Origin of the sequence: Cohnella herbarum, assembly GCF_012849095.1 — a bacterium.
Taxonomy (GTDB): Bacteria; Bacillota; Bacilli; order Paenibacillales; family Paenibacillaceae; genus Cohnella; species Cohnella herbarum.
The window spans coordinates 1,249,307-1,265,202 of record NZ_CP051680.1; the positions used below are offsets into that span (position 1 = coordinate 1,249,307).

The window sequence follows — 15,896 nt, forward strand, 5'->3', positions numbered from 1 at the left end:
GAAATACGTGGAGAAATCGAACTCTGTTGTACAATCGCAAACCGTTGACGCATTGTTTAAACCCTTTATATCGGAGAAATTGAAGCTAGCTAACCGAATTGTTATGCCGCCGATGACTCGCAGCTTCTCGCCAGGCGGAGTGCCGGGTCCCGATGTGGCAGCCTATTACAAACGTCGGGCCGAGAACGGAGTAGGTCTTATCGTTACCGAAGGGACTTTAATTAATCATCCCGCGGCTTCCGGAGATCCTAACGTACCGAATTTCCATGGCGAGAAGGCGCTTGAAGGCTGGGCACATGTCGTTGCCGCCGTTCACGAGGCGGGTGGCAAAATCGTTCCTCAGCTATGGCATGTCGGAATGACTCGAAGCAACGGATCTTTACCGCATCCGGATGCGCCGTCCATCGGCCCTTCCGGTCTTAACCTCAACGGCGAGAAAGTGAACGATCCGATGACGAAAGAGGAGATCGACTACATCGTTCAAGCGTTCGCGCAAGCGGCTGCGGATGCGAAGAGAATCGGATTTGACGGAATCGAGCTGCACGGCGCGCACGGTTACTTGATCGATCAGTTTCTCTGGGAAAGAACGAATCAACGTACGGACGAATACGGCGGAGACATGTTAGCGCGTGCCCGCTTCGCGGTCGAGATCGTCAAAGCTTGCCGCCTAGCGGTTGGACCGGACTTTCCGATTATTCTTAGGATGTCGCAATGGAAGTCGGCCCAATACGATGCTAAACTTGCCGAAACTCCAGTACTACTGGCTCAGCTCTTGCAACCGCTGGTCGACGCGGGCGTCGATATTTTCCACTGCTCGACTCGTCGCTTCTGGGAACCCGAGTTCGAAGGCTCAACCCTTAACTTCGCGGGCTGGGTCAAGAAGTTGACCGGCAAACCGACGATTACAGTAGGTTCGGTCGGGCTGGATGAGGAATTCCTTGGCGCATTCAGAGGGAATAACGCCGGCGTTTCGGATATTAACGAGCTATTGACCCGCTTGGAGAACGAAGAATTCGATCTGGTCGCGGTCGGACGCGCTTTGCTGGTGGATCCGGCGTGGGCGGAGAAGGTCCGTACGGGGAAATTCGAGGAACTCGTTCCGTTTAGCGCGGATGCGCTTAAGAAATTGTACTAAGCAGCAAGGGGTCACTTCGGTGGCTCCTTTTTTGTATTTCCGAAGCCCATTTTCGGTTAGACCCCCTAAATCCGGAGTATTACTGATGAAATACGTTGCTGTCGTAAAAATACTTGGTTTACTAGCGTTTTCCTCAGGATTTCGATTCTTAAACGGCTCGAGTGTACTTTTCTAAAGAATCAGTCGTTTGCTCCACCCACTTCATGAAAGCCGTTGGGGACCGTTTTCCCAGGCTTCTGTGCATGCGGCGGTTGTTGTAAAAATCAATGTAATTCCGTACAGCTTCGTGTGCCTCCTGAAAAGATTCAAAGCTCTCTTTTCCAAGCAGATCTCGCTCAAGGGTGGCATGAAAGGACTCGATGTATGCATTCATATTAGGTGTCTTTGGAGGAATGCGCTCATGCATAATTCCCTCTGCTTCGCATAACTCTCCAAACGCCTTGCTGATAAATTGGGGGCCGTTATCGGTGCGAATGATCGGCTTGCTCTCTTCGGGCTTTAGACGTGACTGTAACGCCTTTTTCACAGCTTCGCATACGTGTTTGGCTTCGCAATTCGTACCGATATGGATGCCGACGATACTGCGATCGTAAACGTCGATCATATCTGCGATGTAGAAAAACTGATCATACCCCGCAACGTATCCATACTTAATATCGAGCTGCCAGACTTGGTTGGAACCTGTTATCGTGTGATTGCGTGCTAGGCGCCTTGGATAGTGAACCTTCTTACGTCGTTGCGGATGAAGAATACCGAGCTTCTTACAGAGGCGGTACACTTTTTTCTTATTGATGATGAGTTGGCGCTGTACGTGTAAGCATTCTGTTAACAACAGATAGCCGTAGCTATGCTCTTCGCCAGACACCAGCTCCATTAACCACTCTTCAATCTGTGCATTACTTATTACGTTTCCGCAAACCGTTAGAGAATGCTTAGTTACAGGGCGTCCTCGGAGTGGCATTTTTGTTTCTGTAGTTGTATCCTCACGTGATGCTTTCTTTCGTTCGTAGTACGTCGAAGACGCGGCCCCCACAATGCTTAAGATGTTAGCTACTGTATGTCCCTGCTCAATGAACGTCTGGGCAACGTCGAGTTTGTCATTGAGGCAGGGTTCGTCTTTTTTACGAGTTCGCGCAGCACCTCGATCTCTAACTCTTTTTGCCCTAACGCCTTTAATGCACGCTCGTACTTTTCTTCCAGATCTGCAAGTCGCTTGGACTCCATAACTCGTTCGTCGATCGTTGGCAATGAATCTGCCCCAAACGTCTCTTGATATTCCACTACCCATGCTCTAATTGTTTTCGGAGTCACGTCATACTTTCTGGCCAGCACGCCTGCTTTCATTCCCGCAAGAGCCTCTTGTGCTGCTTTGTAACGTACTTCCTTAAAGGCATTATTTCGCTGTCTCATTTCCGCTCGCCCCCCTAATGAAATACTACCTTATTTCCCTAGCCATTCTCCAATTCATTTAGGGGGCTTAATAGTTTTAATACGAAACGATTTGTGCGCTGAAAATAAAGACTTAGACTCACGCGGCGGCCTCTCCAAACTGGCAAGTTGATAGGGAGCGGTGAGGTCGTTCATAAACAGAAGATAATATCCATGGTATCATGTGGTAAATAGGTCAAAGTCAGGTGAGCAGATTTACTATATTGCAAGGGAGTCGATAAAGGGATATGGGAAGTTCGAATCAATGGGATGCAGAATGGGAAGTGTCGGATGATTTGGCGCATAAATTAATAACCAGTCAGTTCCCGCAGTTAGCTTCAAAAAGCGTAAAAAAGCTAGGGCATGGCTGGGATAACACGGTTTATCTTGTAGGAACCGAATATGTATTTCGATTTCCAAGAAGAGAAGTTGCCATTCATTCTTTAAGGATGGAAGGAAAGATACTGCCTAAGCTTAAAGATTATTTATCCATTGCATACTCGAAGCCCATATTTTTTGGTGCAGGGAATTATGATTTTCCAGCACCCTTCCTAGGCTACCCTTATTTATCCGGAAAATTTCCAATCGGATTGACTGACAAGCAGCGTAAGCTTTCAGCATCAACGCTCGCGATATTCTTAAAAAGCTTGCATGCATTCCCCGTGCAAATTGCCCAAGAAAACGGAGTGCAACATGACCATAGAAATCTAACCGATATTGCGACTCGTAAGGAAAAGATGCAGAAATTCCTTTCCGACATTGCCCTTCATTTCAGCGAAGAAGAATATCGTGCATTATCGAATTATCTGGAACAGCTAACGACTGAAAAGGTGAAGCAAAAGGATGTATTTCTTCACGGTGACCTTCATTTTAAAAATATGCTGGTCGATGAGAATGGCAAAGTCTCGGGGATTATTGACTGGGGAGATATCAATATAGGACATCCCGCTTGCGATTTGAATGTCGTATATAGCTTTTTACCTCCGGATGCGCGTTCAAGCTTTTTCGAAGAATACGGGGAAGTTGATGAAGAAACGAAGATATTAGCTCGATTAATTGCCATATATATCCCGATTTTAATCATGATGCAGGCAATAGATGATCATGATGAAAGGTTAATCGATGAAGCAAAAGCGAACATAAAACGTGCTCTCGCTGATTAAGAAAGTCATACCAATAACAGGCACGCTAGTTCAACTTTGGAGCGACAGTCTTGGACATTATTTTTCCATATATGGCTGCCGCTGCTTCGATTCTAAGGTACAATTGGTCTAATACTTGCATTAGTCGGATAGATAGTAAAAAATGGGAGGTCCAATCTAATGGTGCGTCTTCAGCAGATTAGCCTTGTTTTTCCGAACACGAATGAAAAAGAGCGGCAATGGAATAGCTTGTTTCTTCGATTACTTTCCGGAATTCCTTCTTATCGCAACCAAGGATTTGAACCTTCATTCGCGGAAACCGCTTTGCCAAGTACCCGGTTTGAAGGAGGAACCCATCCGTTCCCGCTAATCCAACTAGCTGTTGATCAGAACATTCATTTAAGCTTCGGCAACATAGCCATAACGAGTAAGGGCTCTAATTTCAGCTTAATAGAAACCGAGAATGCACCAATAACTCCTATTGCTGGCACCTCAAACGTAGCAAGTGGTAATACGCTTCCTTATCTCTACGAACAATTGAAAGGAAGAATCACCGGAATCGATCATACCGGCGTTAACATTCCGGCCACAATCATTTCGCCTACTGTCTGGGACGAATTCATAAACGGGCTTTCGGAGGTATGCAACCTCTATTATTATCCGGATGCGCCTTGGCCTTTCATCATTCCAGCGGACGAAACCGAATATGCTACGGAGATCACTGAGTTCAATGTGAAAAGAACGCCCAAATTCGAGCTGGTCTATGACACGTATACGAATAAACCGATCTTCCAATTCGCCTTAGAAACAGATGTCACTAGGGAGGAAATGGAGCTTATTTTACCGGAACCGATCGGATTTGCAATTCCTGGACTAGCGGATATCTTCCGGTCAGTCGTTGTTCGCCACCCTTGGGAGGACGACATCGGCTTTAGATTCGACTTGTATTATCGACCGACGTCCGCCGAGCTTACGGATTGGGAAACCGGGGAATGGTTGGTTAGAACCGGAGGTAGGGTGAAGGGTTAAGGAGGCTTGGATGAGAAACATAAAGTTTCGTACGTACGTGCTCGCCATCGCGACTCTTATGTCCGTGGTTATCTACTTTTGGTCGCAGACTAGCAAACCCATAACCACTCAATTGAATGAAGTGCTTGCCAAAAAGGTTCCGAATTTTAATCAGTTATTACACGTCCATAAAGATAATGAGAAGACATTGGCATTCTATACGACAACAACAACGCAAGGCGTGTATGTTGCATCCGTGAGCAAACGGTTTTATCGTTATTCGGCGATTGAACATGTGGGATTCGTTGTTCCTTACCCGGATAGCGGCATAGCATGGTCTGGCATAGTTCAAGCGCAGGAGAAGATTCACTTGCTCTTCGGAATCGTCCAGGACGATGAGATCTCTCGGATTACGATCGTAAGCGAAAATAACAAACAAGCGACTGTCATAGACGCCGGTAGCGAGAAGATCTGGTATGCGTTCATGGAAGAGAGTCTACATAGTCCAGTAACGTTTACGGCAGTGAATCAAGAGGGGAATCGTGTATTTGAATATGGTGATTTAGACTATTGGAACGACTTGGAGTCCCGGGACAACGGATAATTATTGTAACTTCTAAGCTTAAATCTATCGAAACAGGTGATCGCATGATTGAAGTTCAATTCAATGAATACAGCATCTCGAACGATAAAAGCAAACTCGATACCCAAGTCATCCTTGATTTTCTTGCAACGAGTTACTGGGCGAATAAGAGAGCGCCGGAAAGAACGTTAAAAGCGATAGCAGCGTGCGATTGTTACGGCGTATATCATGGCGATAATCAGGTAGGCTTCGCGCGAATCATTACGGACGGAGCTACGATGTTTTATTTGTGCGATGTTTTTATTTTAAAAGAGTATCAAGGACATGGGCTTGGCAAAAAGTTGATCGAAACGATTGTCGGCAACGAGGACTACGAGTGGATGCTTGGTTTACTGGGAACATTGGATGCGCACGGTTTATATGAACAATATGGTTTCGAACATGATCCGAATCGATTCATGAAGAGACTGCCGCAAGGAAGAGCTGCAGGAAGTTGATCGGATATAAGGAGGATTCATGCGTCCATAAGCCAGGGGAATCGCTTACGAAATCGAAACAACCCACCACTGGTTAGTTCCGCGAGTGAGTTTCTGGAAATAAGGGTGCTGGGCACCGCTATTTCGCTTCGTGAGCGGGTTTCTGGAGAAATAAGGGTGCTGGGCACCGCTATTTCGCTTCGTGAGCGGGTTTCTGGAGAAATAAGGGTGCTGAGCACCGCTATTTCGTTCCGTGAGCGGGTTTCTGGAGGAATAAGGGTGCTGGGCACCGCTATTTCGCTTGTTCTCCAGCTAGGAGGGAACAGTTACAGTTATCCCTTCGAGGATGACTCATCTTTTAAACAGTGTCATAAGCGATTGCCCTGTCCATAACCGCAGGTTCATTGATTAGGTCCGCCTACAATGCTACACTGATATTATAACCGACTAAAATAGTTGGAATAATTTCGGACGGAGTAGACACATGACTAAAATCGCTAAGAATCTAACGGACTTGATCGGCAACACGCCTTTATTGGAGTTATTCAACTTCTCAAATCGTCATGAAATAGAGGCAACTCTCATCGCAAAGCTGGAGTACTTCAATCCGGCCGGAAGCGTTAAAGATAGAATCGGATTCGCGATGATTAAAGATGCCGAGGATAGAGGGGTCATTAACAAAGAGTCCGTTATCGTTGAACCGACTAGCGGTAACACTGGGGTTGGACTTGCTTTCGCGGCTGCCGCCCTCGGTTATAAGCTCATTATTACTTTACCCGAGAGCTTCAGCGTGGAACGTCGGAAGCTCTTGTTAGCTCTTGGCGCCCAATTGGTTCTTACCCCGGCTACGGAGGGAATGGCGGGCGCGATTCGAAAAGCGGATGAAATCGCAGCCTCGCTTCCTAACGCTTACGTGCCGCAACAATTCAAGAATCCGGCTAACCCGTCCATTCATAGAACGACGACCGCGGAAGAAATCTGGAGAGATACGGACGGGGAAGTAGATATCTTCGTCGCCGGAGTTGGCTCTGGAGGAACGATCTCGGGCGTTGGAGAAACTCTGAAATCGCGCAAAAGCTCCGTTCAGATCATTGCGGTTGAGCCAAGCGATTCCGCCGTGTTATCCGGCGGGACCAAAGGCGTTCACAAGATTCAGGGCATCGGCGCCGGTTTTATCCCGGACAACTATGATGCATCGGTCGTCGACGAGGTTTATCCCGTCAAAAACGAGGATGCTTTCGAAACCGCCAGACAGCTAGCTAGAAGCGAAGGATTATTGGTCGGCATTTCATCCGGCGCCGCGGTATTCGCCGCTCTGCAAATTGCCAAGAGACCTGCCAACAAGGGCAAGAAGATCGTCGTGCTGCTACCGGATACGGGGGAACGATACCTGTCGACACCGCTTTTCCCGGAAGCCTAATGTAAGTCAGAAAGGAGGAGACTCCGATATCGTATTTGATACGTTTCGCCGATAGTTCGGATCTTAACGCAGTAATAGAGACGGATACCGCTCTAAGCGCGGAGCAGATACAATGGAAGCTGCAGAACAAGGAATTCGTTATCGCGCTTTTCCGGAACGAGCTGGTTGGATTTATTCGTTTAGAGTATCTTTGGTCCAAGTTCCCGTACATCGGCTTAATTCGAGTCAGCCCGACTCATCAGAAACAAGGGATCGGCAAGCGGCTATTAGCCTTCGTCGAGAAAGACTTAGTAGAGCGCGGAATCAGCAAGCTATATAGTTCTTCGCAAGCGGATGAAGCCGACCCGCAACATTGGCATCGGCATGCAGGGTTCAAGGAATGCGGTATTATTAATGGCATTAATGATGGCATTGGCGAACTATTTTTCGTTAAGGAATTAAACGTATAAACTTGAACAAAATTCAATAAACCGCCGATTTCTTCTATGAAGAAGTGGGCGGTTTATTCGTTATGCGTTCAACTCGGCTTATCCGCAGGTTTGCCCCATTTCGTCGCTCAAATGTCCATTTCCTTTAACACGGATTGAAACCCGATCCCGCTTTGCGTTAGCGAGTACTCAACCGTAACCGGGACGGTTGGGAATACTTCTCTTCGAATGACTCCCGTTTCCTCTAGAAGCCTTAATGTGTCCGTTCGAGACTGTGTTTTGATCTTTGAAGCTGCTTAAATCTTACCGGCTCTTTGGTGAGCTCCGCGATCACGAGAAAAGCCCACCGGTAACCGAATGGATGAATTGGCAGATTAGCTTTGCCGGGTTAGCCTTACTCGCTGTGTTAGTTATCGCGTTCTCGCCGATAAAACCTAGTTGATCTTGAAGGGATATTCCATTCGACATTGAATAATTTATGAAGAGGTTATTAATATCATTAATAGAGAAAGAGGAGAGGCCGCCATGTTTCAGTATCGCGATGCGACGCTATCGGATTTTCATCGAATCGCCTCTTTTCCGCGAAATCGAGATGAACTATTTTACATGTATCCTAAGGGAAATTATCCGCTAACAGCCGAACAATTGACCGCCGCGGCAACCGAGAGAAAGTCTCTGACTGTCGTTACGGATTCGAACGAGGTTGTTGGTTATAGCAATCTGTACGATGTGAACGCAGGTGTAGATTGCTGGATCGGCAATGTTATCGTATGTTCGGAGAGCAGAGGAACAGGTGCCGCAAGTTATCTCATCCAAGCGATGCTCAACAGGGCAGCGGTGGAGCACCAAGCTAAGACGGTTAACTTGGTATGCCATAACACGAATACGAGAGCGTTATTATTTTACCATAAGCTTGGGTTTACGCCGTTCGATCTCAGAATCATAGAGAGTTATGATCAAGGTAAAATTGCCGGAGTCGGAATGAGAAAAGCGGTCGAGGGACAGGTGAGCCTATGACGCGAACGATCATGATTAGCGACATTCACGGTTGTATTGTCCCGTTAAATCGGTTACTGGAAGAAATCGCGTTCGATAGCTCGTCCGATCAGCTTGTTCTATTAGGGGATTACGTGGACAGAGGCCCTAGGAGCAGAGAGGTCGTCGAGCGGGTCATGGAGCTGGTTCAAGATTACGGCGCGGTTGCCTTACGGGGAAACCATGATCAGAGATTGGTAGATCTCATTCTGACGGAAGACGCGCATGTCCAAGCCAAATTCATGGAGCATGGCGGGCTGCAGACCTTACATAGTTATTGCGATTTCATAGGCGATAATATGAACGTAGAGCGGATGTTGCAAGCTAGAAGTCATATCCGAGCCCACTACGAGCATCATATCCATTTCCTGAATGAGCTTCCTTACTATTACGAAGACGAGAACCACATTTGCGTCCATGCAGGTCTGAATCCCCATTATCCGAATTGGAAGGATCAGCCGCTACTGGACTTCATGTACATTAAGAATGATTTTATACGCGCGAAGACTAAGGTGGATAAGAAAGTCGTCTTCGGTCATACGAGAGCGATGGAAATTCACGGCGTTTCCGATATTTGGTTTCAAGAGGATAAGATCGGCATTGACGGCGGATGCGCTTACGGCATGCAATTGAACTGCCTCATTTACGAGAATGGCCATTACTCTACGCAAGCGATAAAAAATAAGTCGTCATCTCTTTAATTTAAAGGGGGTATGATTCTGACGGACCCATTCGGGAATAGGCTTACTTTCTATGAAAGGATAGCGGAGGCGGACACGAATTAACTCGACGTTTCTTGATCGCTAATGAAGATTACCTGGTCGTTCGCCGAATAGAATCGAATAGTTACCCGAACGCCGAACTCGCGCGAACCGTCTTTTAACCACAATTGGAATACTTCTTCCGCGATAGCAGGGCTCACTTGCGTACGTCCGACATGCAAATAATCGACGATGTCGGCGGTTCGATATTTTTCCTTCGTATGCATCATCGCGATCCGGCCCCACTTGGCATATTCAGGTTGGAGCGCGCGAGCCGCTGCGGCAACGGGAATCCCTTGAATGCTCGCACTCTTATCCAATGGCCATAGAGAACAGAAGACTAGGAGTAGGCATAGAATCCTTATCATCTTAATTCTGTTCATGCGGTTCAGGTCACCTTCAATCTCTAAAAGTCATCTATGTAGGTAAAGCGAGGGGCATCAGCCCCTCGCTTTATTTGGGATGGATCATTTGCTCGGGGCGTACGATTTCGTCGAATTGCGCTTCCGTGAGCAATCCGCTTTGCAGTGCCGCTTCCTTAAGCGTGAGCCCGTTCTTATGCGCCGTCTTGGCGATGGATGCGGCGTTCTCGTATCCGATATGCGGATTCAGCGCGGTTACGAGCATGAGGGAGCGCTCCAGGAGGCTTTGGATAACGGACAAATTCGCTTCAATTCCTACCGCGCAATGGTCATTCCATGAATGAATCGCATCGGCGAGCAGCCTTGCGGATTGCAGGAAGTTGAAGATGATAACCGGTTTGAACACGTTTAACTCGAAGTTCCCCTGGCTCGCCGCGAACCCGATCGTCACGTCGTTCCCCAACACTTGAGCGACGACCATCGTCATCGCTTCCGATTGGGTCGGATTCACTTTTCCCGGCATTATGGAGCTGCCGGGTTCGTTCGCGGGGATCGTAATCTCGCCGATTCCGCTCCTTGGCCCGCTTGCCAGCCATCTGACATCGTTAGCGATCTTCATCAGATCCGCCGCCAACGCTTTAAGCGCGCCATGAACGTAGACAAGCTCGTCGTGGCTCGTAAGCGCATGGAATTTATTATCCGCGGACAAGAAAGATTTCCCCGATAATTCGCTTAGTTTCTCCGCCACTTTCGAGCCGAAAGACGGGTGGGCATTAATTCCGGTGCCGACCGCGGTTCCCCCTATGGCAAGTTCGCGTAAGCTCTCCGAGCTTTCCTTGATCATCCGATGCGTCTTCTCCAACATGTGTACCCAACCGCTTATCTCTTGGCCGAGCGTAATCGGCGTAGCATCCTGCAAGTGCGTTCGCCCGATCTTGATGACGTCGGAAAATTGTTTGCTCTTGTTCTCCAATGTGAGCTTCAGCTTCTCGATCGCCGGTAAAACTTGATCTTCGACAGCGATTAGCGCGGCGATATGCATAGCCGTCGGGAACGTATCGTTGGAACTCTGCGACCGGTTCACGTCATCGTTGGGATGAACGCGCTCGTCGATGCCTTGCTCGGTGAGCAACTGATTCGCCCGGTAAGCGATCACCTCGTTCACGTTCATGTTCGATTGCGTCCCGCTTCCGGTTTGCCAGACGGCCAGCGGGAAGTTGTCGTCCCAACGGCCTTCGATGACCTCGTCCGCGGCGGTTACGATCGCATCGGCTTTCGCCCGATGTAACTTACCGAGCTCCAGATTAACGATGGCCGCGCTTTTCTTAAGCAGGGCGAACACGCGGATCAGTTCCAACGGAATTTTCTCCGTGCCGATCTTGAAATTGGCCAAGCTTCGCTCCGTTTGCGCACCCCACAGCTTATCCGCGGGAACTTTCACTTCTCCCAATGAATCTTTCTCGATTCGATATTCCATAGCGCACCTCGATTCGGCTTTATATTTCATTCCTATTCTTCGGATGTTTTCTGTAATCCATGGGATATTTTGCGTCTGAGCCCCAAGCTATAATCAGGGAGAGACAGTCGATTTAAGTCGAAACCATTTCCCTTCAGGAGGCATTCCATGCAAATCACAAGACATCCGAACAATCCGATCGTTGTTCCCGGCCTATTCGAATGGCGTAAAGTAACCGTATTCAACCCTGCCGTAATTATCGATAACGATAAGTTCTATATGATCGAGAGAACCGCGGGCTCGCTTACTCCTTGCAAGAATTTCCTTGGTCTATTGGAAAGCGACGACGGAGTTAACTTCACCCACGTGAAGGATGAGCCGATCGTAACGCCGGATATGTTAGGTTTTCCCTACGGAAGCGTTCAAGATCCGCGAATCGTAAAAATCGACGATACTTTCTATTTGAACTATGCGCTCCGTCCTTGCGCGATGAATTATTATCCAACCGGCGCCGGCATTCCGGAACGTTCTATCCCGCAATATCCGGACGGGTGGGGTGAGAAGGAAGAGCATTGGTTAACGCGCTCCGGGATTATGACTTCCAAGGATCTTATCCATTGGGAGTATCTGTGCGATACGACCCCGCTCGAGATTAATGATCGCGACAACATCCTGTTCCCCGAGAAGATCAACGGAAGATACGCTCTTCTGCGTCGTCCCGAAGAATATGTCGGCGAAGCTTACGGTACGGAAAAAGCGGCCATGTGGATTAGCTATTCGGACGACCTTATCAACTGGGACGAACCGAAATTGCTAGCCAAAGCCGAGAATCAAAGCTGGGAATCCAAGAAAATCGGAGGTTCTACGCCGCCGGTCCGCACGGACAAAGGTTGGTTGGTTCTATACCACGGAGTGGATAGCAACACGGTCTACAGAGTCGGCGCTTTGTTGCTCGATCTGGACAATCCCGAGAAAGTGATCGCGAGAACGAATAACTTCATCATGGAGCCAGAAACCTATTACGAGAAGTTCGGTTTCCAAATTCCTAACGTCATTTTCCCGACCGGCAATGTCGTTAAGGACGGGTTGCTCTATATTTATTACGGCGTTACGGATACGGCGATCGCGCTTGCTACCGTGCCGCTGGACGAGCTGGTCGAGTACATCTTGAACGAGCCGCAATAAACGAGAAGAGAGGGATAGCGTTCGATTACGCTATTTTCTCTTAAGTCGACGATGTAAGCGATTTCGCTTTGGAAAAGGACCGGATGCCAGTTAAGGTATCCATGAATATCCGATAATATCTAATTCCTCAAGAATCACTTAAATAATTCGGATGTTATCTTGATCTCGTCGGATATGGCAGGAAAAGAAAGCGCATTATAATAAGCTTGTCACAAGGTTCGACAGATAATAGGCCATCGTTTGTAACCTTTATCGGCAGTGAACAACAACAGAGAAGAGGGTAAAACATGAGAACATCGAAAAAGATGAAAAAGGTCATGCTGGTCGGTACGGTCGCTTTAACCACGTTAGTCAGCTCTGCATGCGGCAACGGAAACAACGCAGCGGAGAGCTCCGGGGATTCCGGAGACAAAGTCACTCTTAGCTTCATGCATCCTTGGACTTCGCCGAACGTGGACAACGAAGTCTACAAAGCTCGTATCGCCGAATTCGAGAAAACCCATCCGAATATCGTCATAAAACAGGACGGCGTTGCTTCCGCTCAGTATAAAACCAAGCTTCGTACGCTAGCGGCGGCTAACAGCTTGTCGGATATTAACGTCGTATGGCCGGGCGCGGATCTGCAACCGCTCGTAGCCGGCGATTTGCTCTTGCCGATCGATTCCGAGATGGCGAATTGGAGCTCTATCCTGCCGGAAGACGCTCTAGCCGGGTTTAATCAAGGCGGAAAGCAATATGCGATCCCAACGAAACAAACCTTCGTCGACATTGTGTACTACAACAAAGAAATGTTCTCAAGCATCGGTTACGAAGCATTCCCGGACGCCTACGATAAATTCATTGATGCCGTTAAGAAATTGAAGGAAAAAAATATTACGCCGATTTCGCTCGGAAATAAAGAGAAATGGCCGCTTCAATCCTCCATCTTGTCCACGTTGCAAGAACGTTTCGTAGGTAGCGATTTCTTGCAGAAGGTGCTGAACAAAGAAGCGAAATTCACGGATCCGCAATACGTCAAAGCGCTTAGCGTCATCGAAGAATTAACGAAACTGAAAGCGTTCAACACGGACGCGAACAACATGGACTCCGTGCAAGCGCAAGATTACTTCATTCAAGGCAAAGCCGCGATGCATATTTCTTCCTCCACGGTCGACTCCCGTATTCGGATTACGAACGAGGAAGGCGACAAATTCGGTATCGCATTGATGCCAAGCGTCGAAGGCGGTTTGGGCGACGCCAAGAAAAGCGCCGGTGTTGTACAATTCGGAATCGCGATCAACAGCGAATTAGACGAGAAGAAGAAACAAGCCGCCCTTGAATTCATGAAATTTTTCGTGAACGAAGAGCTCTATAAAGAGCTGATCAGCAAAGGCGTAGTCGTTCCCGCTAAAGTCGACATTCCGGAAGACGCCAGTAAGTATCTGAAGGAAATGATCGCATTGACGGGCAACGGTACGTCCCCGGTATTCGATAGCGTCATTCCTACGCAAATAACGGACGTCATGCAGAACGGACTTCAAGCGATTACGGTCGGCGTCTCGACTGCGGAGAAAGTCGCTCAGGACGTTCAAACGGCGCTAGATAACCTAAAGTAATTTAACCCAGTCGCACTGTTCTGAATCGTTCAAAAACAATGGTAGAAGAAAACCCGTAACCCGGGTTTTCTTCATTCCATAGGCCAATCCACTAAGGCTGTTAAAGAGAAGGAGGAATCTCGTTGTGCATACGCTTAAAGGAACGAAATACGCTATTTTTTTCGGTCTGTTGCCCGCGTTAATTATATACTTGGGAATTGCCGTCGTCCCAATAGGGATGTCAGCCTATTACTCGGTGATGAACTGGGACGGGATCCAGCCGATGGCATTCGTAGGCATCGACAATTACACGGAAATCTTCAAAGATGACATCTTCTGGATGACCGTTAAGAATAACGTATTCATCATGTTAACCGGGATTGTCGGTCAAATTCCGGCGGGTTTATTTTTGGCGTTACTACTGAATCGCAAGATGAGAGGCGCGGGATTTTTCCGTACGATCGGGTTTCTGCCCGTCGTCATTTCGTCCGTAATGGTTTCCCTCATCTGGGGGATGGTGTACAACACGGAATACGGGATGTTAAACAGCATTCTTAGTTCGATCGGCTTGGAGAGCTGGCGTCAGAACTGGCTAGGCGATACTTCATGGTCGCTAATCTCGATCAGCATCACGTACATTTGGCAGAACTGCGGGTTGTTCATGGTTATTTTTCTTGCCGCGTTGCAGAACATTCCTACAGAAGTTAACGAGGCTGCCGAATTAGACGGGGCAACCGGGTTTAAGAAATCAATGCTTATTACGATTCCGATGATTCGCGGGACGATTCTAGTTACGGCCGTATACAGCATCAGCAACTCCTTCCGCGTGTTCGATCTGATTCAAATCATGACAGGCGGCGGCCCTGCGCACGTCACGGAAGTCATGACGATCTACATGTACAACAACGCGTTCATGAATATGCGTTTCGGATACGGTAGCGCCGTATCGGTCTTGATTCTTCTATTCAGCCTGATCGTCGTAAGCATCGTAAACCGGGTGGCCAAAGAGAAGGATGCTTGAAGAAAGGGGGATTCCCAGTGGAAAAAAAGTCTTTGACGTTCAAAGTATTCGTATATTCGTTTCTGAGTTTGTTCGCGATCGTTAACGTATTCCCGCTATTCTGGATGGTTGTCGATTCCTTCAAGACGGAGCAGGAGTACGCCGCTAACCCGTTCTCGTTCCCTAAAATACTGCAATTCTCGAACTACTCCAAAGCTTGGGAAGTCGCGAATATGAGCACTTATTTCGTAAATAGTATTATCATTACTTTCGTATCTTTGATCGTTACGGTATTATTGGGAGCGCTGGCGGCGTATTTCTTGGCACGATTTCAGTTTAAGCTTCGCGGATTTACGTATGCGTTGTTCTTGTTGGGTATGCTAGTACCGATTCATGCGACGCTTATTCCGATCTTCATGATCATGAAAGAAATCAATTTGCTAGATACTCACCTATCGCTCATTTTACCTTATACGGCGTTCCATCTTTCCTTGACCGTTTTTATTTTGGAAGGGTTCATGAGAGGATTTCCGAAAGACTTGGAAGAATCCGGGGTCATGGACGGCGCAGGCGTATTCCGGATCTTCTGGTCGATTATTCTACCGATTACGAGACCGGCTCTCGCGACGGTTATCATCTTGAACTTCATCTACAATTGGAACGAATACTTGTTCGCGCTAGTACTGCTTAGCTCATCCGCGCTGAAGACGTTGCCGCTTGGATTGTCCAATTTCGTCGGCGTCGAGACGGCAAGCCTTACGTTGCAGATGGCGGCAATAACGATTGCGCTTATTCCGATTCTTATTTTCTACTTGCTGTTACAGAAGCAATTGGTGAACGGAATGACTGCAGGCTCCGTTAAGGGTTGATCGTCAGATCCCCGTATTGGCCGAAGCAGAAGGG

At 47.9% G+C, this 15,896-nt stretch carries 17 protein-coding genes and 1 pseudogene; 13 read left to right on the forward strand and 5 right to left on the reverse strand.

The window, feature by feature from the left end:
* Positions 1 to 7 precede the first annotated feature (7 nt).
* Positions 8 to 1,135, forward strand: coding sequence for an NADH:flavin oxidoreductase (locus tag HH215_RS05335; protein ID WP_174887603.1), 1,128 nt, complete (start codon positions 8 to 10; stop codon positions 1,133 to 1,135).
* Positions 1,136 to 1,283: 148 nt separating this feature from the next.
* Here the strand turns inward: HH215_RS05335 and HH215_RS05340 are convergent, their stop codons facing one another.
* Positions 1,284 to 2,168: an IS3 family transposase gene (locus HH215_RS05340; RefSeq protein WP_169278256.1), complete on the reverse strand. Its 885-nt coding sequence runs from the start codon at positions 2,166 to 2,168 to the stop codon at positions 1,284 to 1,286.
* Between the two features lie 17 nt (positions 2,169 to 2,185).
* The gene (locus HH215_RS05345) at positions 2,186 to 2,545 is read right to left on the reverse strand and encodes a helix-turn-helix domain-containing protein (protein ID WP_169278257.1); all 360 of its coding nucleotides are present in this window, start codon (positions 2,543 to 2,545) and stop codon (positions 2,186 to 2,188) included.
* A 266-nt stretch (positions 2,546 to 2,811) separates the two neighbouring features.
* Here HH215_RS05345 and HH215_RS05350 point away from each other — a divergent pair, with 266 nt between their 5' ends.
* From HH215_RS05350 to HH215_RS05375, 6 genes are all read left to right on the forward strand, one after another.
* A complete protein-coding gene (locus tag HH215_RS05350) occupies positions 2,812 to 3,726 on the forward strand; it encodes a phosphotransferase (protein WP_169278963.1) in 915 nt (304 codons plus the stop codon).
* A 159-nt stretch (positions 3,727 to 3,885) separates the two neighbouring features.
* A complete protein-coding gene (locus HH215_RS05355; RefSeq protein WP_169278964.1) occupies positions 3,886 to 4,734 on the forward strand; it encodes a hypothetical protein in 849 nt (282 codons plus the stop codon).
* Positions 4,735 to 4,744: 10 nt separating this feature from the next.
* A complete protein-coding gene (locus tag HH215_RS05360; protein ID WP_169278965.1) occupies positions 4,745 to 5,317 on the forward strand; it encodes a hypothetical protein in 573 nt (190 codons plus the stop codon).
* A 44-nt stretch (positions 5,318 to 5,361) separates the two neighbouring features.
* Positions 5,362 to 5,793: a GNAT family N-acetyltransferase gene (locus HH215_RS05365; protein WP_310735553.1), complete on the forward strand. Its 432-nt coding sequence runs from the start codon at positions 5,362 to 5,364 to the stop codon at positions 5,791 to 5,793.
* A gap of 463 nt (positions 5,794 to 6,256) precedes the next feature.
* Positions 6,257 to 7,192: a cysteine synthase A gene (cysK, locus tag HH215_RS05370; RefSeq protein ID WP_169278966.1), complete on the forward strand. Its 936-nt coding sequence runs from the start codon at positions 6,257 to 6,259 to the stop codon at positions 7,190 to 7,192.
* Between the two features lie 35 nt (positions 7,193 to 7,227).
* Complete coding sequence (locus HH215_RS05375) at positions 7,228 to 7,641, forward strand: GNAT family N-acetyltransferase (RefSeq protein WP_217362277.1); 414 nt, start codon at positions 7,228 to 7,230, stop codon at positions 7,639 to 7,641.
* Between the two features lie 107 nt (positions 7,642 to 7,748).
* Here HH215_RS05375 and HH215_RS36950 read toward each other — a convergent pair.
* Positions 7,749 to 7,993, reverse strand: a pseudogene (locus HH215_RS36950) (winged helix-turn-helix transcriptional regulator).
* A gap of 152 nt (positions 7,994 to 8,145) precedes the next feature.
* Here HH215_RS36950 and HH215_RS05385 point away from each other — a divergent pair.
* Together HH215_RS05385 and HH215_RS05390 are read left to right on the forward strand one after the other, a co-directional pair.
* The gene (locus tag HH215_RS05385) at positions 8,146 to 8,637 is read left to right on the forward strand and encodes a GNAT family N-acetyltransferase (protein WP_169278967.1); all 492 of its coding nucleotides are present in this window, start codon (positions 8,146 to 8,148) and stop codon (positions 8,635 to 8,637) included.
* Positions 8,634 to 9,356: a metallophosphoesterase family protein gene (locus HH215_RS05390; RefSeq protein WP_169278968.1), complete on the forward strand. Its 723-nt coding sequence runs from the start codon at positions 8,634 to 8,636 to the stop codon at positions 9,354 to 9,356. The genes HH215_RS05385 and HH215_RS05390 overlap by 4 nt, the downstream gene beginning before the upstream one ends.
* An 80-nt stretch (positions 9,357 to 9,436) precedes the next feature.
* Here the strand turns inward: HH215_RS05390 and HH215_RS05395 are convergent, their stop codons facing one another.
* Positions 9,437 to 9,799, reverse strand: coding sequence for a YqzG/YhdC family protein (locus tag HH215_RS05395; RefSeq protein WP_169278969.1), 363 nt, complete (start codon positions 9,797 to 9,799; stop codon positions 9,437 to 9,439).
* A 70-nt stretch (positions 9,800 to 9,869) separates the two neighbouring features.
* On the reverse strand, positions 9,870 to 11,255 hold the full coding sequence (gene fumC / locus HH215_RS05400; protein WP_169278970.1) for a class II fumarate hydratase: 1,386 nt from the start codon (positions 11,253 to 11,255) through the stop codon (positions 9,870 to 9,872).
* Between the two features lie 147 nt (positions 11,256 to 11,402).
* Here fumC and HH215_RS05405 point away from each other — a divergent pair, with 147 nt between their 5' ends.
* The 4 genes from HH215_RS05405 (at position 11,403) to HH215_RS05420 (ending at position 15,862) form a co-directional block, all read left to right on the forward strand.
* A complete protein-coding gene (locus HH215_RS05405) occupies positions 11,403 to 12,419 on the forward strand; it encodes a glycoside hydrolase family 130 protein (protein WP_169278971.1) in 1,017 nt (338 codons plus the stop codon).
* Positions 12,420 to 12,706: 287 nt separating this feature from the next.
* The gene (locus HH215_RS05410; RefSeq protein ID WP_169278972.1) at positions 12,707 to 14,014 is read left to right on the forward strand and encodes an ABC transporter substrate-binding protein; all 1,308 of its coding nucleotides are present in this window, start codon (positions 12,707 to 12,709) and stop codon (positions 14,012 to 14,014) included.
* 124 nt (positions 14,015 to 14,138) lie between these two features.
* The gene (locus HH215_RS05415) at positions 14,139 to 15,014 is read left to right on the forward strand and encodes a carbohydrate ABC transporter permease (protein WP_169278973.1); all 876 of its coding nucleotides are present in this window, start codon (positions 14,139 to 14,141) and stop codon (positions 15,012 to 15,014) included.
* A 17-nt stretch (positions 15,015 to 15,031) separates the two neighbouring features.
* Entirely contained in the window at positions 15,032 to 15,862 is an 831-nt protein-coding gene (locus tag HH215_RS05420) for a carbohydrate ABC transporter permease (RefSeq protein WP_169278974.1), read from the forward strand.
* The last annotated feature ends 34 nt before the right edge of the window (positions 15,863 to 15,896 follow it).

Excerpts from the sequence above, each read along its gene's own strand:
- HH215_RS05345 (WP_169278257.1), bottom strand. The coding sequence starts at position 2,545 with ATGAGACAGCGAAATAATGCCTTTAAGGAAGTACGTTACAAAGCAGCA.
- HH215_RS05350 (WP_169278963.1), top strand. The coding sequence starts at position 2,812 with ATGGGAAGTTCGAATCAATGGGATGCAGAATGGGAAGTGTCGGATGAT.
- HH215_RS05355 (WP_169278964.1), top strand. The coding sequence starts at position 3,886 with ATGGTGCGTCTTCAGCAGATTAGCCTTGTTTTTCCGAACACGAATGAA.
- HH215_RS05360 (WP_169278965.1), top strand. The coding sequence starts at position 4,745 with ATGAGAAACATAAAGTTTCGTACGTACGTGCTCGCCATCGCGACTCTT.
- HH215_RS05365 (WP_310735553.1), top strand. The coding sequence starts at position 5,362 with ATGATTGAAGTTCAATTCAATGAATACAGCATCTCGAACGATAAAAGC.
- cysK (WP_169278966.1), top strand. The coding sequence starts at position 6,257 with ATGACTAAAATCGCTAAGAATCTAACGGACTTGATCGGCAACACGCCT.
- HH215_RS05385 (WP_169278967.1), top strand. The coding sequence starts at position 8,146 with ATGTTTCAGTATCGCGATGCGACGCTATCGGATTTTCATCGAATCGCC.
- HH215_RS05390 (WP_169278968.1), top strand. The coding sequence starts at position 8,634 with ATGACGCGAACGATCATGATTAGCGACATTCACGGTTGTATTGTCCCG.
- HH215_RS05395 (WP_169278969.1), bottom strand. The coding sequence starts at position 9,799 with ATGAACAGAATTAAGATGATAAGGATTCTATGCCTACTCCTAGTCTTC.
- fumC (WP_169278970.1), bottom strand. The coding sequence starts at position 11,255 with ATGGAATATCGAATCGAGAAAGATTCATTGGGAGAAGTGAAAGTTCCC.
- HH215_RS05405 (WP_169278971.1), top strand. The coding sequence starts at position 11,403 with ATGCAAATCACAAGACATCCGAACAATCCGATCGTTGTTCCCGGCCTA.
- HH215_RS05410 (WP_169278972.1), top strand. The coding sequence starts at position 12,707 with ATGAGAACATCGAAAAAGATGAAAAAGGTCATGCTGGTCGGTACGGTC.